This is a genomic window from Desulfovibrio sp. ZJ369 (assembly GCF_011039085.1).
Classification (GTDB): domain Bacteria; phylum Desulfobacterota; class Desulfovibrionia; order Desulfovibrionales; family Desulfovibrionaceae; genus Desulfovibrio.
Genome location: NZ_JAAKEI010000019.1, coordinates 1 through 19,630, shown reverse-complemented (window position 1 = coordinate 19,630; position 19,630 = coordinate 1). Strand labels below are relative to the sequence as shown.

18 protein-coding genes are annotated in these 19,630 nt (G+C 59.1%); 7 read left to right on the top strand and 11 right to left on the bottom strand.

Annotation, left to right across the window (positions count from 1 at the left end; translation table 11 throughout):
* Nucleotides 1-173: 173 nt before the first annotated feature.
* The gene (hemW, locus tag G7Y51_RS07915) at nt 174-1,433 is read left to right on the top strand and encodes a radical SAM family heme chaperone HemW (RefSeq protein ID WP_165176265.1); all 1,260 of its coding nucleotides are present in this window, start codon (nt 174-176) and stop codon (nt 1,431-1,433) included.
* Here the strand turns inward: hemW and G7Y51_RS07910 are convergent.
* From G7Y51_RS07910 to wecB, 10 genes are all read right to left on the bottom strand, one after another.
* Nucleotides 1,425-2,090: a class II aldolase/adducin family protein gene (locus G7Y51_RS07910; RefSeq protein WP_241160175.1), complete on the bottom strand. Its 666-nt coding sequence runs from the start codon at nt 2,088-2,090 to the stop codon at nt 1,425-1,427. The genes hemW and G7Y51_RS07910 overlap by 9 nt on opposite strands.
* Before the next feature lie 31 nt (nt 2,091-2,121).
* Nucleotides 2,122-3,231, bottom strand: coding sequence for a thiamine-phosphate kinase (gene thiL, locus G7Y51_RS07905; RefSeq protein ID WP_165176263.1), 1,110 nt, complete (start codon nt 3,229-3,231; stop codon nt 2,122-2,124).
* Nucleotide 3,232: 1 nt separating this feature from the next.
* Nucleotides 3,233-5,476, bottom strand: a complete 2,244-nt coding sequence (locus G7Y51_RS07900) for an ATP-dependent helicase (protein WP_165176307.1) — start codon at nt 5,474-5,476, stop codon at nt 3,233-3,235.
* A gap of 217 nt (nt 5,477-5,693) precedes the next feature.
* Nucleotides 5,694-7,967, bottom strand: a complete 2,274-nt coding sequence (locus G7Y51_RS07895; protein WP_165176261.1) for an inorganic phosphate transporter — start codon at nt 7,965-7,967, stop codon at nt 5,694-5,696.
* Between the two features lie 249 nt (nt 7,968-8,216).
* A complete protein-coding gene (locus G7Y51_RS07890) occupies nt 8,217-9,329 on the bottom strand; it encodes a glycosyltransferase family 4 protein (protein WP_165176259.1) in 1,113 nt (370 codons plus the stop codon).
* A 4-nt stretch (nt 9,330-9,333) separates the two neighbouring features.
* Nucleotides 9,334-9,930 (bottom strand): acyltransferase, encoded by a 597-nt coding sequence (locus G7Y51_RS07885; RefSeq protein ID WP_165176257.1) that lies wholly within the window; start codon nt 9,928-9,930, stop codon nt 9,334-9,336.
* A complete protein-coding gene (locus G7Y51_RS07880) occupies nt 9,927-10,178 on the bottom strand; it encodes a DegT/DnrJ/EryC1/StrS family aminotransferase (protein WP_165176255.1) in 252 nt (83 codons plus the stop codon). The genes G7Y51_RS07885 and G7Y51_RS07880 overlap by 4 nt, the downstream gene beginning before the upstream one ends.
* A gap of 56 nt (nt 10,179-10,234) precedes the next feature.
* Nucleotides 10,235-11,287 carry a Gfo/Idh/MocA family oxidoreductase gene (locus tag G7Y51_RS07875; protein WP_165176253.1) on the bottom strand — a complete coding sequence of 351 codons (1,053 nt, stop codon included), beginning with the start codon at nt 11,285-11,287 and terminating at the stop codon, nt 10,235-10,237.
* 67 nt (nt 11,288-11,354) lie between these two features.
* Nucleotides 11,355-13,298 carry an asparagine synthase (glutamine-hydrolyzing) gene (gene asnB, locus G7Y51_RS07870; RefSeq protein WP_165176251.1) on the bottom strand — a complete coding sequence of 648 codons (1,944 nt, stop codon included), beginning with the start codon at nt 13,296-13,298 and terminating at the stop codon, nt 11,355-11,357.
* Nucleotides 13,299-13,321: 23 nt separating this feature from the next.
* Complete coding sequence (gene wecB, locus G7Y51_RS07865) at nt 13,322-14,413, bottom strand: UDP-N-acetylglucosamine 2-epimerase (non-hydrolyzing) (protein ID WP_165176249.1); 1,092 nt, start codon at nt 14,411-14,413, stop codon at nt 13,322-13,324.
* A 206-nt stretch (nt 14,414-14,619) separates the two neighbouring features.
* Here wecB and G7Y51_RS07860 point away from each other — a divergent pair, with 206 nt between their 5' ends.
* The 3 genes from G7Y51_RS07860 (at nt 14,620) to G7Y51_RS07850 (ending at nt 16,908) form a co-directional block, all read left to right on the top strand.
* The gene (locus G7Y51_RS07860; RefSeq protein WP_165176247.1) at nt 14,620-15,768 is read left to right on the top strand and encodes a glycosyltransferase family 4 protein; all 1,149 of its coding nucleotides are present in this window, start codon (nt 14,620-14,622) and stop codon (nt 15,766-15,768) included.
* Nucleotide 15,769: 1 nt separating this feature from the next.
* Nucleotides 15,770-16,111 carry a hypothetical protein gene (locus G7Y51_RS07855; RefSeq protein WP_165176245.1) on the top strand — a complete coding sequence of 114 codons (342 nt, stop codon included), beginning with the start codon at nt 15,770-15,772 and terminating at the stop codon, nt 16,109-16,111.
* Between the two features lie 158 nt (nt 16,112-16,269).
* The gene (locus G7Y51_RS07850) at nt 16,270-16,908 is read left to right on the top strand and encodes a hypothetical protein (protein ID WP_165176243.1); all 639 of its coding nucleotides are present in this window, start codon (nt 16,270-16,272) and stop codon (nt 16,906-16,908) included.
* 32 nt (nt 16,909-16,940) lie between these two features.
* Here the strand turns inward: G7Y51_RS07850 and G7Y51_RS07845 are convergent, their stop codons facing one another.
* Nucleotides 16,941-17,909 (bottom strand): GNAT family N-acetyltransferase, encoded by a 969-nt coding sequence (locus G7Y51_RS07845; RefSeq protein ID WP_165176241.1) that lies wholly within the window; start codon nt 17,907-17,909, stop codon nt 16,941-16,943.
* Between the two features lie 14 nt (nt 17,910-17,923).
* Here G7Y51_RS07845 and G7Y51_RS07840 point away from each other — a divergent pair, with 14 nt between their 5' ends.
* The 3 genes from G7Y51_RS07840 to G7Y51_RS07830 are packed head-to-tail and all read left to right on the top strand — an operon-like array spanning nt 17,924 to nt 19,525.
* A complete protein-coding gene (locus G7Y51_RS07840) occupies nt 17,924-18,496 on the top strand; it encodes a glycosyltransferase (RefSeq protein WP_165176238.1) in 573 nt (190 codons plus the stop codon).
* An 8-nt stretch (nt 18,497-18,504) separates the two neighbouring features.
* Complete coding sequence (locus tag G7Y51_RS07835; RefSeq protein ID WP_206214282.1) at nt 18,505-19,089, top strand: glycosyltransferase; 585 nt, start codon at nt 18,505-18,507, stop codon at nt 19,087-19,089.
* Between the two features lie 4 nt (nt 19,090-19,093).
* On the top strand, nt 19,094-19,525 hold the full coding sequence (locus G7Y51_RS07830; RefSeq protein WP_165176232.1) for a class I SAM-dependent methyltransferase: 432 nt from the start codon (nt 19,094-19,096) through the stop codon (nt 19,523-19,525).
* The last annotated feature ends 105 nt before the right edge of the window (nt 19,526-19,630 follow it).

Genomic DNA, 19,630 nt, shown 5'->3' with positions numbered 1-19,630 from the left:
GCATTGTTGTTATGAGCTCCCGAATATACGCCGCGCGGGCATTTTTGCCAAGCGCGGCGTAACGTGGGGCGGGGCAATCCGGGGAATGTCTTCAGCGGCGTATCCTTGTGTCAGGCACAATCCTTGCAGCCCTCCCGGTTCGGAGGCCATGTTTTTGGCAACGGAAACTACCCATGCTCGTCTATATTCATGTTCCCTTCTGTCGCACGCGCTGCCGCTACTGCGCTTTTCATTCCATTCCGCTGGGGCGCGGTGTGGAAGCCGCGGGCTCGCCCGTGGTGCGCGACTATGTGGACACCCTGCTGCTGGAGCTGGCGCACTGGGGCGACCGGTTCGGCGGCAGCGAGGTGCAGAGCGTTTTTTTTGGCGGAGGCACGCCCAGCCTGCTGCCGCCGCGCATTGTGGGCATTGTGCTGGAGCGGCTGGCCAGGTATTTCAGGCTTGCGCCCAAGGCGGAAATCACCCTGGAAGCCAATCCCGAATCCCTGCGCGGCCGGGACAGCGTGCCCCGGTATCTGAGCGCGGGCGTCAATCGCCTGTCCATCGGCATTCAGAGTCTGGACGAGACCATGCTGCGCACCCTCGGGCGGCCGCACAAGGCCCAGGACAGCCTGCATGTGGCTTTTGCCGCGCGGGAGGCGGGCTGCGCCAATATCAGCGTGGATCTGATGTGGGGCCTGCCCGGCCAGAGCGTGCGCCAATGGCTGCAAACGCTGAAGGACGTGGCCCGCATGGAGCCCAATCATATTTCCGCCTACGGCCTGACGCTGGAGCCGGGCACGCCTTTGGAGCTGGATTGCGAGGAAGGACGGCTCACGCTGCCGCCGGAGCGGGATCAGAATATCATGTTCATGGAAGGCGCGGCTTTTCTGGAAGAGCGCGGCTATCTGCACTACGAGATTTCCAATTTCGCGCGCATGGGCTTTCAGTGCCGGCACAATATGGGCTATTGGGAGGGCGCGGATTATCTGGGCCTGGGGCCGTCGGCCACGTCCACCATGCTGGGGCGGCGCTGGACCAACCCCGCAAGCCAGCAAGCCTGGCACGCCAGAACCCGCCAGGGCTCCCTGGACCAGGAGGCGGAAAAACTGACGCCCAGGCTGCGCGTGCTGGAATTGATCATGCTGCGCCTGCGCACGGCGCGCGGCCTGCGCCTCAAAGCCTATCGCGAGCTGACGGGCCGCGACTTTCTGCGCGATCACCAGCGCCTGATCCAGGCCCTGCACGAAAACGGGCTGATCCGCATCCGGCACGGCTATCTGCGCCTGACCCGCAGCGGTATGCTTGTCTCCAATTCAATCCTCGCCAATCTTTTTGAACGCACCGAGAACGCGCTCAAGCAGCCTTTGCCGCCCGGCACAAGCCCGTTGCCCGCTTCTCTGACGGCAGAGGACGGCCCTGAGGTTCAGGCTGTGGTCTGGCCGTCAGCCTAGCGGCCGTGCCTGCAAAGCGAGTAACTGCACCGCGGCCAGATGTTCCAGCTCTTCGCTCATGCACAGGGCGTCGGCCAGAGTCTTTCCCCAACAGCACAAGCCGTGCCCGGCCATCCAGACGGCCGGGCGTTGCTGCGCGGCCAGGGCCACGGCGCGGGCCAGAGCCTGCCCGCCGGGCTCCAGCGCGGGCGCGCAACCCAAGCGCGCCCGCCAGGTTTCAGCCTCAAAGAGCGGCAGGCGCAGGAAGTCCTCCGTATTGCCGCCCGGATGCAGGCTCAGGGCCAGCAGGCGACGGGGATGGGTGTGCAGCACGGCGCCGCAGTCCGGCAGGGCGCGGTAGATGGCCAGATGCATACCCAATTCCGTGCTGGCCGGGCCGCCTGCCAGGGTGAGGCCGGAGTGCAGATCCACAAGGCAGCAGTCTTCAGCCTGCAAACGGCCTTTGGCTGCGCCCGAACGGGTCACGCAGATTCGGTCCCCATCCAGGCGACAACTGGCGTTGCCGTTGCAGCCCGAAAGCAGGCCCTGTTGCCATGCGTCGCGGCAGATGGCGCGCATGTCTTTTACAATGCCCGCAAGATCGGGACGGTCGGGAAAATCCGGGATCAGGCCCATGCGTTCTCCTGTGGAACCGCGCCGCGTGGAACAAAAGGGCATGTGCGCGGCTGCATCTGTCCCAAGTTGCTTCTCATTGTGAAAAATTCTCCCTGCCGCAGCCCTGCTCGAAATGATCAAAGCCGCGCGGGTCGCCGCATGGATCCAACTCTTCATTGTTGCAGGTAATGCCGCCCCCGGCCGTGACTGTGCCGATGCTCATAAAGCCGGGAATGGCCGCGTGCAGGGACGGCAGCATGTCCGGCGCGCAGGAACCCAGCAGGGCGTAATCTTCCCCGCCCAGCAGCGCCTCATGCACGGGATTTTTGCCGTGCATGGCGGCATAGCGCAGCACTTCGGCATGGAGCAGGCCCTGGGGCAGCAGGATGGCCGCGCCCAGGCCGGAAGTCCGGGCGCTTGCGCGGGTTCCCGCGTTTTCGGCTCCGGCGCGCAGTTCGCCGCTCAGGCCCAGGAGGCGGGGCAGATCGCGCATGATGCCGTCGGAAAGATCCATGAGCGCAGGCGGCCGGGCGTTGAAACCGGCTCTGGCCAGCATCAGGCCAGCATCCACCTGCGGTTCCGGGCGCAAATGCGCGGCGCAGGCCGCGGGCCAGTCTGCCAGCGCGGCGCTGCCGTCATTTTCCAGAACATGCAGGCCCACGCGCGCCAGCCCCAGGCTGCCCACCACAAAAAGACTGTCCCCGGGCATACTGCCGCCGCGCACCAGAAAACCGCCGGGATGGGCGGCCTCGCCCCAGACCGTCACGGAAATGTGCAGGCGCTCGCAGCGCGACAGATCGCCTCCGGCCAGGGCCATGCGCTGTTGCGTGGCCAGGGCGGCCATGCCCGTGAAAAAACGCTCCAGCCAGGCCATATCCGCCCAGCAGGGCAGCCCCAGATTGAGCGTGAAGGCCAGGGGCCGGGCCCCGCAGGCCGCCAGGTCGCTGATGTTCACGGCCAGGGCCTTGTGCCCGATGTCCTGGGCCGCGAAATAGCTGCGCCGGAAGTGAACGTCTTCCAGAAAAAGATCGCTGCTCACGCAGAGCGGACGCCCGGCCCTGAGCACGGCGCAGTCGTCGCCCCTGCCCAAAAGCAGTGAAGGATGCGTCTGCGGAAAATGGCGCGCCAGACAGGCCAGGATGCCGTCTTCCGAAAGCGGTTGCGAGGGCGGCTGATCGGCCGGCAGAACCGGAACCCGGAGCATGTCAGTTCTCCATGAGCAGGTATTCGCTCAGAATGGTTTTGAGTCCGAAGCCGGGAAAGTTCACCTGCACCTTGTCCGGCGGCAGATGCCTGATGATCTTGCCCCGGCCGAAGATGCGGTGGCGGCAGTAACAGAGTGGGCCGTCTGCCGCGCCGGGCCCGGCGGCAGGCGCGCGCGCGGAAGCCTCGCGCCCGGCGGGGGATGCCGGGGCGGCCTCTTCCGGCCGAAGCTGGCAGTCGTCAAAGGCGGCGAGATCCGGAACAGGCTGACGGGGGCGCGGCAGGAGGCGCACGGCCGCGTTTTTTTCCAAAGCCGGAGCCGTGACGCGCGGGCTGAGCATACCGCCGAAGCCTTCCACCCATTCCTGGACCAGGCCGGGACCCAATTCGCGCACAAAGGGGCTCTGGTTCACATGCAGGCTGCCGCGTTCGGCGCGGCTGTACAGGGAAGCCGGGGCATAGAGATCCAGATTCTTGCGGGCGCGGGTGCAGGCCACATACATCAGGCGGCGCTCTTCCTCAAAATCCTCCGGCCGGGCCAGGGCATGGCGGGAAGGGAAACGATCTTCCACCAGATCGATGATCAGCACGGCATTCCATTCCAGGCCCTTGGCGGAATGTACCGTGGAAAGCGTGATCCGCCCCTCGTTGTCGTTCTCGTCTTCTTCCGGCGACTCCAGGGCCAGATCCGCCACAAAAAGATCCAGCGCGGCATAACCCGCGGCCATCTGGATGATTTCCTCCAGGCCCTGCTGGCGGCGGGGCCAGTCTTCGGGATACGCGTTTTCCAGCATGGGCCGGTAGTGCTCCAGCACGGCGCCGAATGTGGCGGCCGGGCTTTGCGGCGTGGCGCGCAGCCCGTCCACAAAGCGCATGTCTTCCAACAGGCCGGGATAGCGGGCAAAGGCCTTTTCCACGGCGGTGGCGTCGCCGCTCAGGACCACCGCATACAGCTTTTGCACGGTTTTGGGCCCGATGCCGCTGTGCAGGGCCGCCACCCGCGCAAAAGCCGGCAGATCCAGGGGGTTGAGCAGAAGCCGCGCGTAGGCGATCACGTCCTTGACGTGCGCGGCCTCGGTATAGCGCAGGCCGCCGTATTTGCGAAAGGGGATGCCCGCCTGATTCAGGGCCATTTCCAGATTGTAGGAATGAAAGCCCGCGCGGAAGAGCACCGCGATCTCATGGGGCAGATGCTCGCGCAAAAGTTCCTCAATGCGCCGCACCACCAGCTTGGCCTGGCTCATGTCGCTGAGCGGCGTGATCAGGCGCACGGGTTCGCCGCCCTCCTTGCGGGTGAAGAGCGTTTTGCGGAAAGACTCGGCCGCATGGGAAAGCAGACTGTTGGCCACATCCAGGATCGGTTTGGTGGAGCGGTAATTCTCTTCCAGGCGGATCAGCCGCGTGCCCGGAAAAAGTTTGGGAAAGTCCAGAATATTGCGCACGTTCGCCCCGCGAAAGGCGTAAATGGACTGGGCTTCGTCGCCCACAGCCATCACGTTGCCCGGCTTCCCCTCCTCCGGCCCGGCCAGCAGGCGCACAATACGGGCCTGCACAAGATTGGTGTCCTGATATTCGTCCACCAGAATGTGGCTGAAACGCTCGCGCAGGGCAAGGGCGGCCTGCGCGTTCTGGCGCAGCAGGGCCTCCAGCTCGAAGAGCAGATCATCGTAATCCAGCAGGCCCTTTTCGCGGCGGTAGGCGTCATAGGCAGCGCCCAGAGCCGCCAGAGCCTCGGCGTGGGGCAAAAGATGAAATGCCTCGCGTTGCAGCACCTCGTCCAGCGCAAGTTCCTTGTTCCGGGCCTTGCTCAAAAAACCCACAATGCTTTGTGTTTTGGGAAAGGAGCGGTCGTTCCGGCCCAGTTTGAGCTCGTCCTTGCACTGTTTGATCGCGGCGGCAATGTCGGCCGAATCCATGACCGTAAAGGCCCGCTCGCCGAGCCAGGCCGGATGCCAGCGGCGCAGCGCGGCATAGGCAAAGGCGTGGAACGTGCCGCCCTGCGTGCCGGACAGCCCCTGCCCCAGCAACATGCCGGCGCGCTGGAGCATTTCCTGCGCGGCCTTGCGGGTGAAGGTCAACAGCAGAATGGAGGCCGGGGAGACGCCATGCTCGGCCAGCCAGGCCAGACGATAGACAATGGTGCGGGTTTTGCCGCTGCCTGCGCCGGCCACCACCAGCACCGGCCCGTCGCCGCTGGTGGCTGCCGCATACTGGGCCTCATTCAGTGCCTGGGCGTACTCAATCATGACGGGAGCATAGCATAATCGCTTCCGGCAGGCCAGAGCCAGAGCCGGGCCCGGCCAGGGCAGACGCATCGGAACAGGAGAGCGTTTTGCTCATGAAATCAGGGTCAGCTCTCACTTTCCGCAGGGAGTCCCCGGCACGTCCGATGACCGCAGGCCGCGAAAAAAGGCCCTCCATGCGGAGGGCCTTCCCCGGCGGTCAGTCTGTCTGTGTCCGTCCTCAGGCCCGGACCGGAGCGGCAGCCGCTTCTTCCTTGAGGGCGGCGTCGCGGCGGCAGGCGTCGTTGAGGTCGCGTTCCAGCAGGGCCACGATGGTGAAACGGTTGATGAAGGCGCGGGCGAACTGCAGGTAGTTCAGATACAGGTCACTGCTGCGCATGGACAGGCCTTCGGTATCAATGCGCTGCAAGAGTTCGATCTGGATTTTGCTGATGCGGGAAGAGCAATGGTCGGCATAGGCCGAGAACGCGGCGCGGGAGCCCTCGCCTGCGGCATAGGCCCGGAAGTTTCGGGCGGCGTCGTCCAGGATGTCCGGCATCTTTTCCAGATTGTCGCCCAGCGTGCCGCTGTAGGGGCGGTGGCGGTTGGCGATATGGTTGGCGGACATGCCCAGCACCGCGTGCAGATCGTGGCTCAGTTCCTTCATGCCGTTGAAGATGCGGTAGTAGATATGCCGCGCTTCGTTGTCCAGATCGTCGCCGCCGCCGCGCAGGGCCATGCGGTAGTAGGAGCCGCGGGAGCGCGAGATGTCTTCAAAAAGGTTCATGGCTTCGTTCTTGCAACGGTTCAGATTCTTCGCGTCCTCGGCCTGGAAGGCGCTAATGCCTTCGAGCATCAGGCGCACGGCGGTATCGCTGATTTCGTCCACCGAAGCGCCGATATGGGCGCGGATGCTGTCCTTGTCGGTGTTGCTGGTCACGATGTCGAAGCTGCTCTCTTCCTTCTTCTTGCCGAAGAAATTGGAGCGCACCAGGCTGACCACGGCCACCAGCATGAGGAGAACGGCCGCCACGCTGCCGCCCTTGAACAGGACCCAGGTGATCAGGGCGCAGGCGCTGAAGGCGCACATGGCGGTCAGGAACCAGCCGCTGATGACGGTCAGCACGCCGGAGATGCGGTAGACGGCGCTCTCACGGTTCCAGGCGCCATCGGCGAAGGAGGAGCCCATGGCCACCATGAAGGTCACATAGGTGGTGGACAGGGGCAGCTTGAGGGACGTGGCCGAGGCGATGAGGATACTGGCAACCACCAGATTGATGGCGGCGCGCACCTGGTCGAAGGGCAGCACGGGCGCGCCCTTGACCTGTTCCACGGGCTGCATGCGGCTTTCGAGGGCAGTGAAGAGCGAAGCGGGCAGGATCTGGCGCAGGGTCTTGCTGGCGCTCAGGCCCGCGCGCACGATGAGACGGCCGGGCAGGGAGGATCCGAACTGTTCCTGATCGCCGCGCGTGCTGCTGCTCAGGTTGATGGAGGTCTGCACCACGCGGTGGGCCTTTTTGGAGAACCACAGGGTCAGCACCATGATCAGGCCGGAGAGCAGCAGGTAGAAGGTGGGCGTCTGCACGGCCTTGCGCAGGCCCTCCATGGTGAAGGCATCGGGGGCCATGCCGCTGGCGGTGAACTGCTGCCAGCTTTCCCAGGCGGCCAGCGGCACGCCCACGAAGTTGACCAGGTCGTTGCCGGCAAAGGCGAAGGCCAGGGCAAAGGTGCCGGCCAGGATGACGATCTTGAAGATGTTGACGCCGCGGCGCGCCATGAGCAGGTGCAGAACCACGCTCAGGCCCGCGAACAGCACCAGCAGGATGGACAGGGTGTGGGCATTGATCCAGGCCAGGTATTCCGGCTTCATGAAGGACGCGCCCTTGGCGCCTTTCATGATCAGAAAGTAGAAAATGGCCGTCAGGGACAGGCCGCCGAAGATGCCGCCGATGCGGCGGTACATGCGCTCATAGTGGAAGGTGAAGATCAGGCGGGTGATGTACTGCACCACCACACCGGCCACGAAGGCCACCACCACGGAGATGAGGATGCCGGACACGATGGCCAGGGCCTTCTGGCTGTTGATGAAATCCCCCAGCTGGGAGAGCAGGATGCCCGATGTGGCGATCTTGATGAGGGCCGCGGCCACGGCCCCGCCCAGCAGCTCGAAGACGATGGACACGGTGGTGGAGGTGGGCAGGCCCATGGAGTTGAAGGCGTCCAGCATCAGGGCGTCGGTGATCATCACGGCGAAGAAAATGATGATGATCTCGTTGAAGGTGAACATTCCGGGATTGAAGACCCCGCTGCGGGCGATCTCCATCATGCCGCTGGAAAAGGTGGAGCCCAGCAGCACGCCGATGCTGGCCACCACCATGATGACCTTGAAGCTGGCGATGCGCGAGCCTATGGCCGAGTTGAGAAAGTTGACGGCGTCGTTGCTGACGCCCACAAAGAGGTCCACTGCGGCCAGGATGGCCAGAAATACCAGCATGAGTAGAAAGATGCTTTCCATGTCCCGTCTCCTGCGGAATAGTCTGAGAATGAGGCCTGTTCTGTGTAGGCAGGCTGTGTTACAGCCTGGTGACGGCGACGGGGAAATACAGGGGAGACAAGGATGCGGGGGGAGACTGTTGTACAGTTTTACGGCGCAGCCTGAGAGTGGATCTTCGCAGTTTTAGCGTGGTTCCCGATGGAGAGCGGCCTATATGTCGTCTGGCCAGCGTCTATCAGCGGACGATGGCCAGCTTCAGAACTGCTCTCCTCAACGGTGAGAGACGGATTCCAAAATGGTGCGGGCTACTTCATCCCAGGAGTGGACTTCGTCGGCGTATTCACTATGCCGGCCATGCTGCAGGGCATGCTCCATGGCTGCGGCACAAGAGAGCGGGTCGCCTGGATGGTAGTAAAAGACGCCTTCGCGGTGCAGGTCGAGAAAGTCCGGTGAGACAATGGGCAGGCCGCAGTAGCGGTACTGGATGATCTTGAGGGAGTCGGTAAGTGTCGATATGAAGCCCTTGCGGAACATTCTGATGCCCAGACCCACATCCGCAAACTTGATGTAGGGAAGCGTTGCCGTGAAGGGCAGCTCTCCCAGGAAGCGGACATTGCCCAGATGCAGTGCATCAGTTATGGGGCCGATAATGTGGAACATGCACTGGGGGTGTGCCGTCGCAGCCGCACGCAGAAAATCGTTGTCCATATACCCTGTGCCCACAAAGATGGCATTGCGCGTGCCCGCTTCATACGGGGACCGGGTGCAGGCATCATAGGCTTGCGTGTCGAGACCGTGCCGGTCCAGGGCAACGGAGACTCCCGGAAACATGTCCAGCATAACGGCGCTGGGAACACTGATGTAGTCAAAATCGGGAACGATTTCCCGTTCCCATTCGATGAGTCGGGGGTGGGTCGATCCCAGAGTCCTGATATCATCCGACACGCGATAGACCATGCGTGCGGCAGGATTTTCCTGCTGGAACCGACGAAAAAGGAACAGACCGGGGCCGCTTTCAAAGACAAAGACATCTGTTTTTTTGACAAGGAGAAGCAGATTTCCCAGATTCCCCTGACCGTAGCGATCCATCCAGCGCATGCTCAGACGATTCAGTGGCGGCAGCAGCAGCGTCATGGGATGCCAGGGAGTAAAATGGACGTAGGAGTCGAAATTTTCCCGCAGGGAAACAACGCGGTTATGATTCTGACGGATGCCTGCGCTGTGGATCCGATAATCGTTCCGCAGATAGGAAAGAAGGCTGTAGCCGACTGTGATGAAGTTGACATGATAGCCCAGTCTGAGCGCGGCATCTGCCAGATTATGAAAACCGGCGCGACGTTTGGACGGATAGTAATGCCCGGTAATAAACGAGACCGTTTTCATCCTGTTACCTGCCTGGGAACTGATGGCATTGTTCGCTTGTGGGATGGCAGACAGTGTCATTCAGGCAATATTGCCGGTGGCAGGCCGGACAGACCAGGTCATCCCCCAGCTTTTCGCCGCACTGGCAGACCCAGCCGTGCTGCCGGGCGGGATTGCCGTAGATGAGGGCATGGTCAGGCACGTCGCGGGTGACCACGGCGCCCGCTCCCACAAAGGCATAGCGCCCGATGGTCGTCCCGCAGACGACCGTGCAGTTGGCGCCCAGGCTGGCCCCTTTCCTGACCAGCGTGGGCCGGGCTTTGTCCATGCGGCGGATATGGGCGCGCGGATTGAAAACATTGGTAAAGACCATGCTGGGGCCGCAAAAGACGCCATCTTCCAGGGTGACGCCCTTGTAGACGCTGACGTTGTTCTGCACCTTGCAGCCATTGCCGATAACCGCATCAGGGCCAATGACGACATTTTGGCCAATATTGCAGTCTTTACCGATGACGGAACCGGACATCACATGGCTGAAGTGCCAGATCTTTGTGCCGCTGCCAATGCTGACGCCATTGTCGATCCAGGCGGTCTCATGGGCAAACCAGGGCGTATCGCTCATGCCAGAGCCTCCCTGAGGGCGGCGCCCACCTGTCGCATTTGCCCCTCTTCCAGGGGCATGAGCAGGGCATCTGTGCCCGACGCGCATGTAATGCAGTGACGGGAACCCGTGAAGGTACAGAAGAGTTCTTCCAGCTCGGCCACTTCAGGCCCCATGATGTACTTGCCATGATCGAGAACCGCCTTGATACGGGCATCAATGCGGCTGCGAATACGCGCCTGCTGGGCCGCGAGAGCAATGAATTGCATGAGAAAGTTCCTGTAGAAAAATGCTAATGGCGGCCGCAGCCAGCATTTGCATGAAATCAGTATTCCAGCGGCAGGGAGATAGTCCTGTGATCCCGTGCGCTGCGATAGGCCGCAATGAGCACTTCCAGGGACTTGAGGCCTTCGCGGCCGTCGGTTTCCGGCTCAGCCTCGCCACGCAGCACATCAATAACATTCTTATAGTAGAGCGGATGGCCGAAGCCGTACACAGAGGTTGTCGCATAGCTGGCTTCCCGGATGGAAGCGTCATACTCTTTCGGCTCGGCGAAATCCCAGATTTGGATCTCGTTGACGGCCACACCTCCCACACGCGCGGTCCCTTTTTCGCCGATGATAGTGATGGAGCCTTCCAGGTTTTTGGGATAGGTGAGCATCGTCACGGCCATGGAACCCAGGGCGCCATTACGCCAGCGCACATTGAGCACGCCCGTGTCCTCCACTTCAATATTCCGGGCCAGGGTGCCGGTCATGGCTTGCACATCGGCGATGGGACCGATAAGCCATTCCAGCAGATCAACATAGTGGCTGGCCTGATTCATAAAGGCGCCGCCGTCCATCTCCCAGGTGCCGCGCCATTTGGCGGAATCGTAATATGCTTGGAGGCGCGTCCAGAACACATTGAGGTGAACCATGTAGATCTTGCCGAAGCGCTTTTCGTCCACCGCGCGCTTGAGAAGCTGCAACGTGGCATTGCGGCGGTTCTGCTTGATGACAAAGAGACGGCGCTTGGCATCGTCGCAGGCCTGGATCATGGCCAGGCCATCTTTCCATCGCGTGGCCATGGGCTTTTCAGTCATCACATGCCTGCCGGATCGGGCAGCCTCGATGACCATCTGCGGATGCAGGCCGCTGGGCGTGCAGATGGTCACCATGTCGCAGTCGGATCGGTCCAGCAGCTCGGTAAGCGAGGCATAGCCGGGAACCTGATACTGTTCGCAGTGGGCGGCCAGCACCTGGGGATTATTATCGCATATGGCCACCAGCTCCATATTGTCAGCGTGCTTTTCGATGGAGCCGAAATGATTTTTGGAAATGCGGCCGCAGCCGATGATGGCATTCTTGATTTTTCTGCCGGTGATGGTGGGGAACATCTTTCACTCCTCAGGCGTTCGTGAGAGGAAAACGATAGTCTTTTCTGTCTGGGGGAGCAAGCAGAGGTCATTCCGTAATATCAAAAAGCTGCACCCAGCGAGTGTAGCACAGCCAGCGCCAGACACGCCAGTTGAAGGCGCTTTTGCCGTTGCGGATGTCCTGCCATTCGCGGCGGGCAACGTCCATGCGCAGCCAGGGCACGCTTGCGGCCTGCTTCAGAGTTGCGTCCACCCAGTCGCCGAGGCTTTCCAGCCATTGGCGTTCGGGCGTGGCAAAACCGATTTTGTCGCGGCGATCCAGAATCTCGTCCGGCACGATGCCGCGCATGGCGCGTCGAAAGACGCTCTTGCTGCAGCCTGTATCATCCACAAGATAGTGTTCCGGCAGGGACAGGCAGAATTCGGCCAGTTCCCGGGTCAGGAAGGGGACACGACTTTCGATGGAATGGGCCATGGCATTGCGGTCGCCGTGGCGCAGCAGCTGCGGCAGGCCGTTCCAGATTAATTGGGTGGCGAGCTTCTGCTTGACCTTGTGTGGTGATGGAAAAAGTTCCTGCCGCTTGTCCTCCGGCAAAGGGGATACGCCTTGTTCCGTCAGGCGTGCCATATCCAGCCAGGACGGCAGTGGGTTTCTGCCTGCCAGACGAAGCGCGAACTGTAACAGCGCCGCTGGCACGAATCCTTCGAGGGTGCGCTGCAGGATGTAACCTGCTCCACGTCCTGGCCAAGCAGAGGCGGATCGCAGGAAGCGACAAGCCGTCAGCAGGCGTCCGGTACGCAGCAGGCTGACCATTCGTTGCCCGGGATAGCCCTGATACCCGGCCAGCAGCTCGTCCGCGCCTTGCCCGTCCAGCGTGACCTTGATGCCGCATTCCCGGGCCAGCCGGAAAACGCGGTACTGGGCATAGATGGAGGTGGAGCTGAAGGGTTCGCCCTGGGCAAGGAGCAGGGCATCCAGATCGGCGGTCAGTTCCGCAGGCTCCACGGTGACGATATGGCGGATGGCCCGCGTTTTTTTCGCCACCAGGGTAGCCCAATGCTCTTCGGAGACGTCCGAACCGGCGGCAATGAAGCTGAAGGTATGCAGATCAGCGTCCGGTTCAAGGAGGCGTACGGCGCAAGTGGTGGCCGAGGAATCGATGCCGCCGGATAGCGCCACGCCCAGGGGCACGTCGCTGCGCAGATGCAGGCGCACGGAGGCCAGAAAAAGTTCCCGCAGGCGCTCGGCTGCCGCCTCAAAGGACAGGGGGCTGGTGTCCGCAATATCCGGTTTCCACCAGCGGTGCGGACGGACACGGGCGGGATCGTCAAGGGAGATTTCCACGCAATGGGCGGGCGGCAGGGCATGGATATCCGCCAGCAGGGTGGCGCCTCCCGCGTCGTATTGCCCGTAGCACAGGTACTGGTAGACGGCAGTGGGGTTCGTGCGGCGCGGCACACCCGGCATGTGCAGCAGGGCCGGAATTTCCGAGGCAAAGCAGAAGCCGCTCGCTCCGGCATGCCAGAAGAGGGGCTTGATGCCGAAACAGTCGCGGGCACAAAGCAGCGTACGTTGTTTCTCATCAAAAAGCGCAAAAGCAAACATACCGGTAAGGCGGGGAAGGGCCTTCCTGCCCCAAAGCATGAGCGCCTGCAGGAGTACTTCCGTATCGGTGGCCGTGCGGAAGACGCAGCCCGCCTGCTCCAGTTCCTGCCGCAATTCGCGGTAATTGTAGATTTCTCCATTGTAGATCAGCGTGTAGCGGCCGTCGGCACTGCGCATGGGCTGATGTCCAGCGGGCGAAAGATCGATGATGGAGAGGCGGGTCTGGCCCAGCAGCAGGGCACAGGGCGTTTCGCCGGAAAATGTCTGCCCATCTTTCGGATGTGACGGATCATCAGCGGGAAAGACAAGACAACCCGCGTCATCGGGGCCGCGATGACGCAGATCCGCCAGAAGGGTACGCGCAACAGGACGGACACCACGGGAAGAGTGTCCGGGCGCGGGAATCCAGCCGAATATGCCACACATGCAACGATTCCTTGTGGTACGGTTCAGGCGCGGGCAAAGGGCATGCGTATCACGGCGCTGATGATGCTTTCCGCGGCCCTGCCATCGCCGTAGATGCCTTCCGGGCAGGCGAGGGGTTCCATGATGTGGGAGGCCGCTTGGACAATGCTTTTCTGTTCCGGTGCGCAGAGCGTGTTCCAGCCGCATTCGACAAGCTCGCGCCAGCCCGTGTCCGGCATCATGACGGCACAGCGCTTGCCTGCGTAATAGGCTTCTTTTTGCAGGCCGCCGGAATCGCTGATCACGAAGCGGGCCGCGCTGGCCAGGGACATGACTTCCAGATAGCCCACAGGGGCGCAGGTACGCAGACGCTCCAGCAGGCCGGTGACGCCGAATTCCTCTGCCCGTTTGCGGGTACGCGGATGCAGGGGCAGCAGGACGGCAAACCCCAGTTCTTCCTGCACGGCGGCCAGCCCTTCCAGCATGCCGCGCAGGGAGGCGGGCGTGTCCACGTTGTAGTCACGGTGGAGGGTGGCAAGGACAAACTCGCCGGGGCGCAGCGACATGGCCGCGCAGGTCGCCTCCGGCGTGAAGCGCGGCTGCATGCGCAGGAAAAGATCATACATGACATCGCCGGTGACACTGACGCCAACGGTCAGACCTTCGGCTGCCAGATTGCGGCGGCCCAGCTCGGAGCAGCAGCACATGACGGCGGAGATACGATCCGTCAGCACGCGATTGATTTCTTCGGGCATGGTTTTGGGCAGCATGCGGATGCCGGCTTCCACATGGATGACGGGCAGATGCAGCTTGGCCGCGGCCAGCGCGCCGGCCAGGGTGGTATTGGTGTCGCCGTAGACCATCAGGGCATCCGGCCTTTCCTTGAGCAGGATGTCCTCCATGCCGGTCAGGGCGGCTGCGGTCATCTGCGCATGGCTGCCGGAACCGATGCCGAGGTGGTAATCCGGCCGGGGGATGCCCAGCTCCTCAAAGAAGATGTCGGACATGTTGGCATCATAGTGCTGACCGGAATGGACGAGCACATGTTGCCAGGCATTGAGCCGCCGGGCCGCTTCCCCTACCAGGGCTTCCTTGACAAACTGAGGGCGCGCGCCTACCAGAGAGATCACCTTCATGCCATGCCGTACCCGTTGTTGCTATAAAAAATCAGCATACGCAATTCATCCCCGCGGGACAAGCGAAGGGAAGGGAGGGGCAGGGGCCCGGAGACGACAGGGAAATGGCTTGCGGCCTGTGCTGGCCGCATATACTTTCCAAATTGGATTTCGAGACCTGTATTCCGCGTATTTTTTTGCGGCTGTCGCTTTTGAGGACGCTTTTTGTGAACTTCTTGCACATTTTTGCTCATTCTCTGGGAAAATCTCCCCGTCCTACCCGTTTTTATTCCCTGCTGCGTTCACTCGGCGCCGTCACACTCTGTTCGGCGCCGCCCGCGGCGGGAATTGAAGAGCCGGAGGAATTCCTCAATATCAGCGAAGCACGGTCTCCTCTCCGCAAGATGGTGCGGGCTGCCGGTCTGCTTTGCCGCCGGTACGAGCGGGATCTCTGGACAGCACGGCGGCGGGCCGCGTTCGAGCAGCTGAAGGGAAGAGATTTTTCCGCCATCATCTGTCAGGACTGCCTGCTGGTTCCTCTGGCGCTGGCCGTGCGCGAGGCGCGCGCCAGTCGTGACAAGCCCTGTCCGGTCATTCTGGATGCCCGGGAATTTTACCCGCGTGAGTTCGAGCAAAGCTTTCTCTGGAATCTGACGCTCAGCGGCATCAATGACTATGTCTGCCGGAAGTATTTTCCCCGGCTGGATCATATTTTCACGGTATCGCCCGGCCTGGCTCAGGGCTATCACGAGGAATACGGGCTGGACTGCGAGCTGCTGCCAAGCTGCCCCTATTATCAGGACATAGCGCCTGCACCGGCCCACGACGGCCCTGTGCGCTGTATCCATCACGGAGCTGCAAGCAGCGGGCGCAGGCTGGAAGTCATGTTGGAAGCCTTCCGCTTGCTGGAAGGCATTGCCACACTTGATGTCATGCTTGTTCCCAATGAGCCAGACTACTATGACAAATTACGCCAGCTTGCCGGAGCTGCGGGCAACATTCGCTTCCTTGATCCCGTGCCCATGGATGAGATTGTGGCGGGCATCAGCGGACATGACGTGGGGATATTCCTGTTGCCGGACAACACCTTCAATCATCGACATACCCTGCCCAATAAATTCTTTGAATATGTGCAGGCCCGTCTGGCGCTGGCCATCACGCCGCTGCCGGACATGTCGGCCATGCTGCGGCAGTATGATCTTGGTGTAGTCGCCAAAGATTTTACGCCGCAGGCCTTTGCCGCGGCTATCCGCTCCCTTACGCCCGAAAGCATCGCCCGCTTCAAGAGTAACGCGCATAGCGCTGCCCAAAGCCTTTGCTGGGAACGGAATGAGGAACATTTGCGAGAAACCCTTTTTTCCTTGATGAGGCCGTAAGATGAGCCAAAAGACATATCAGATCTGTACCCGTTGCGTCATGGATACCAGTGATCCTGACATCAGCTTTGACGCCAATGGGCAGTGCAACCACTGCAGCGAGGCGATCCGTCGTCTTGAACAGTCCTATATGCCCGATGCACGCGGACAGGAGAAACTGGAGAAACTGGTTGAAGAAATGCGTCGTGCGGGCAGAAGAAAGGACTATGACTGCCTGATAGGCTTGTCTGGCGGGGTAGACAGCTCGTGGCTGACGTACAAGTCCAAGGAGTGGGGCTTGCGGCCGCTGGTCTTCCATGTGGATGCCGGCTGGAACACGCCTGTTGCGGAGCAGAATATCTAGCGCCTTATCAGCCATCTGGGATATGAACTCCATACCTGCACGATCGACTGGGAGGAAATGCGCGATCTGCAACGTGCCTATCTGCATTCACTCTCGCCAACCAGGATGTTCCGCAGGATCATGCCTTTTTCGCTGTCCTGTTCCGTACGGCGGCAAAAATGGGGCTGCGTTACTGGCTGTCCGGCTTCAATCTGGTGTCCGAGTCGGTGCTGCCTCGTGCCTGGGGCTATATGGCAATGGATTCCCGTCAGCTCAAGGCGATCCACAAGCGTTTCGGGCAGCGGCCATTGCGGCATTTCCCCACCTTGAGCTTCTGGGATTATTGCAAGTTTTATCACGATATCCCGCTGTTCCCGACAGTCAAGGCCGTGACGCCCCTGCACTGGATGCCCTACAACCCTGATGAAGCAAAGCTCGTGCTGCAGCGAGAAGCCGGGTGGGAGAACTACGGCCGCAAGCATTCTGAATCACGGTTTACCAAGCTGATTCAGAATTACCACCTGCCCACAAAGTTTGGATTTGACAAGCGGCGTGCCCATTTGTCCAGTCTGATCGCGGCCGGACAGATGACTCGCGAAGAGGCTCTGACCCGGTTGCAGGAGCCGCTCTACGATCCGGAAGAATTGCGCGAGGACACGGCTTTTGTGCGTGAACGCCTGGGGCTTACGGAAGCTGACTGGGAACGCCTGATGGCGCTGCCCAATCGTACCTTCCGGGATTACCCCAGCTGGTCAGGCATGTTGCATGCGGCACGAAATGTCAAAGCATTTCTGCGGCGTATGGGAATCGTGAAATAGAAAACGGGCAGAGGCCAGCCTCTGCCCGTTTTCTATTTCCATGGACCAGTAAGGATGTCACGCAGCAACATGATCTTCCGGAAAAGCGGTGTCGCACGCTCCAGCCAGAACAGTGGCGTTTGTCGCGCGCCGAATGCCCGAAAATTTTTCTCGATGGAACGGATGTTTGAGCCTTCGAAGTCAAAGACATCTACATACTTCGAGGCTTGAAGGATGGATTCCCAGACGACAAATGTGTGGGCCCCGCTTTGACGCAGTTTCGGATCACTTCCTCCCAACAGATAATAGGCCGCATCCTGATCCCAGACGATATAGGTTGCTGCATGGCGACGCCCGCCTTCATCTACAGCAAAAAGCATACGCCGGCAGGAATGTGACGCACAAGCGGCGTCAATATTGCGAATGAGTGTACTATGGGGAGTTCTTTTTCCTTGCCTTTTCCATGTCCCCGCATAAATGTCAAGGAAAGCGCCGATATCATCACTTTGCTCTATATGTAAGGCAAAGCGATTTTGTGCCTTGCGAACGTCCGTACGAATATTATCTTCGGTTTCATTCCAGAGCGATTCATGATTTTTGATATTGTACAGGCGATATGTATAATTTGTCGACTGTTGGAATCCATTCCATCGAAAGACAAGCCAGTTGGTAATAGCCGGAGAAAAGCACTGGTGAAAAAGATGACAGGGAGGAAGAGCACGCAGAAGCTCTTCAAATATGGTATGTTCCTGCTGCAATCTGCGAGCATAGCGGGCTTTTCCTGGTGAGTAAACAGGGCCGAGAAAGGGCGTAAGAGGAGGTTGACCGAGAATTATCTGCCCAAAACGGCCCTTTTTGAGGAAAAAAGGAAGAGCTGCGATGACATGCTCTTTTTTTCGTGCAAAGACGACATCCCAATTCTCTGGCCCGCAGGTCGCATCAAGCCACCACGGCTGGTGAAAGATGGAAGCTGGATTTTGGGATAAAAAATCCGTATATCTTTGCCGTGAATCTTGTGTCATGGAGAGGTAACCTCATGCATATTTGTATCATCGCATACAAGCGTCTGGTATCAGAAGCTCGTGTCCTTCGACAAGTGCGGACATTCCGTAATTTGGGATGGGAAGTGACGCTTGCCGGTTTCATCCAACCTGGAGACAGGCTGGAAGGCGTAAGCGTCCTTCCTTTTCAGCAGGTGAAGCCCAGACGAACATGGACGATTCCTCAGGCCTTGGCCCGTGGTGTGCTACCGGCAAAACTGGCATGGAGGCTTCATCCTCAGAATAGAGCAGCCCGGGCGGTTTTGCATGGTGTGCAGACACGTTTTGATTATGTCATCGCACATGACTGGCCTTGTGTGCCGTTGGCCCAGGAACTTGCTGAAAGGCAGGGGATCTCCTTTGCTATTGATGTGCACGAGTATGCGCGGCAGCAGTTCTGCCCGACCGGCAAGTGGCTTCGAGACCTGGTCAATAGGCATATTCATGGATGCCATGCAGATGCCACTCAGCAATATTACCACCAAAGGCACATGGAATCACAACTGTTTGTGATGGTATCGCTGACTTGCTCCAGCGAGATTATGCTCTTACAGAGCGACCAGGCGTAGTACGCAGTGTGCCTTTTTATGAAATATGCTCTTTTAATATATGCTCAGATAAAATTAAAATTCTTTATCATGGAATTGTAGATTCTTCACGCCGTCTTGAAGTTTTGATTCGTGCAGTACCACTGCTGGATGATAGGTATGTTGTTGAAATTCGAGGGCCTGAAAATAAAAAATATATAGATATCTTAAAAAATATTGTTTCCAAACTGAGTATTGAAGACAGAGTTAGATTTACTCCTCAAGTTCCTTTTTCAAAAATTATTTCTGAAGCTAACAAAGCAGATATTGGTTATGAAGTTGTAGACGGATTTTCGCCGCAGCATCAGTTTATGCTGCCAAACAAGTTTTTTGAAAATACAATGGCTGGCCTGGCTCTCTGTGTTTCAAATTTTAGAGAAATGTCAAGAATTATTGAAAAGTATCACAACGGCATTGGTATTGAAACGTGTACTCCAGAAGCTGTGGCTAAGGCGCTTAATGCTTTATATCGAGATCAGATCAATGCAATGAAAAAGGCATCACTCGCAGCAGCAAAGGATTTATGTTGGGAAAAGGAAGAGCAGAAGATGCTGGTTGCATATCATATGGAGTAATTTTATGTGGACTTCTCTATCACATACGCTAAAAAAAATTATTCAATACTCGCATGAAGGTATTTTGTTAAAAAAAATATATGGTGCTCTATGTGCACGCTGTTGTAGAATCACTTTTTTTATATTTCATGCCCACTGTGTCTTGCGAGGAAAATATGAAAATTTGAGGGGTCTTGATTTTTCACAGCCTATCCAAGGTATGTATAATGTGGCAGATGATCGATGTGACTATTGGCCTTCTGAAAAAAAATATGTTTACCAGGCTCTTGAAAAAATTAATTTTACTAACGTAGTAAAGTTTTTAGATGTCGGCTGTGGAAAAGGGTATGTATTATACTTGGCAACGAAATATCCATTTCAGCAGATATGTGGTATTGAGTATTCACAAAATGTTTTTAAAATTTTAGAGGGTAATATTAGAGCATTTTGCTTTTAACTTTTTACATATCCACAGGATTTAAACCATCCTTCAGCGTCTTTTTGTGTGATACAACTTAATGCTTTTCCAATGGATTTATACAGTTCATCACATGTTTTTGCT

What these genes read in the sequence shown, in the direction of transcription:
- hemW (WP_165176265.1), top strand. Translation starts at nt 174, where the DNA reads ATGCTCGTCTATATTCATGTTCCCTTCTGTCGCACGCGCTGCCGCTAC.
- G7Y51_RS07910 (WP_241160175.1), bottom strand. Translation starts at nt 2,090, where the DNA reads ATGCCCTTTTGTTCCACGCGGCGCGGTTCCACAGGAGAACGCATGGGC.
- thiL (WP_165176263.1), bottom strand. Translation starts at nt 3,231, where the DNA reads ATGCTCCGGGTTCCGGTTCTGCCGGCCGATCAGCCGCCCTCGCAACCG.
- G7Y51_RS07900 (WP_165176307.1), bottom strand. Translation starts at nt 5,476, where the DNA reads ATGATTGAGTACGCCCAGGCACTGAATGAGGCCCAGTATGCGGCAGCC.
- G7Y51_RS07895 (WP_165176261.1), bottom strand. Translation starts at nt 7,967, where the DNA reads ATGGAAAGCATCTTTCTACTCATGCTGGTATTTCTGGCCATCCTGGCC.
- G7Y51_RS07890 (WP_165176259.1), bottom strand. Translation starts at nt 9,329, where the DNA reads ATGAAAACGGTCTCGTTTATTACCGGGCATTACTATCCGTCCAAACGT.
- G7Y51_RS07885 (WP_165176257.1), bottom strand. Translation starts at nt 9,930, where the DNA reads ATGAGCGATACGCCCTGGTTTGCCCATGAGACCGCCTGGATCGACAAT.
- G7Y51_RS07880 (WP_165176255.1), bottom strand. Translation starts at nt 10,178, where the DNA reads ATGCAATTCATTGCTCTCGCGGCCCAGCAGGCGCGTATTCGCAGCCGC.
- G7Y51_RS07875 (WP_165176253.1), bottom strand. Translation starts at nt 11,287, where the DNA reads ATGTTCCCCACCATCACCGGCAGAAAAATCAAGAATGCCATCATCGGC.
- asnB (WP_165176251.1), bottom strand. Translation starts at nt 13,298, where the DNA reads ATGTGTGGCATATTCGGCTGGATTCCCGCGCCCGGACACTCTTCCCGT.
- wecB (WP_165176249.1), bottom strand. Translation starts at nt 14,413, where the DNA reads ATGAAGGTGATCTCTCTGGTAGGCGCGCGCCCTCAGTTTGTCAAGGAA.
- G7Y51_RS07855 (WP_165176245.1), top strand. Translation starts at nt 15,770, where the DNA reads ATGAGCCAAAAGACATATCAGATCTGTACCCGTTGCGTCATGGATACC.
- G7Y51_RS07850 (WP_165176243.1), top strand. Translation starts at nt 16,270, where the DNA reads ATGGGGCTGCGTTACTGGCTGTCCGGCTTCAATCTGGTGTCCGAGTCG.
- G7Y51_RS07845 (WP_165176241.1), bottom strand. Translation starts at nt 17,909, where the DNA reads ATGACACAAGATTCACGGCAAAGATATACGGATTTTTTATCCCAAAAT.
- G7Y51_RS07840 (WP_165176238.1), top strand. Translation starts at nt 17,924, where the DNA reads ATGCATATTTGTATCATCGCATACAAGCGTCTGGTATCAGAAGCTCGT.
- G7Y51_RS07830 (WP_165176232.1), top strand. Translation starts at nt 19,094, where the DNA reads ATGTGGACTTCTCTATCACATACGCTAAAAAAAATTATTCAATACTCG.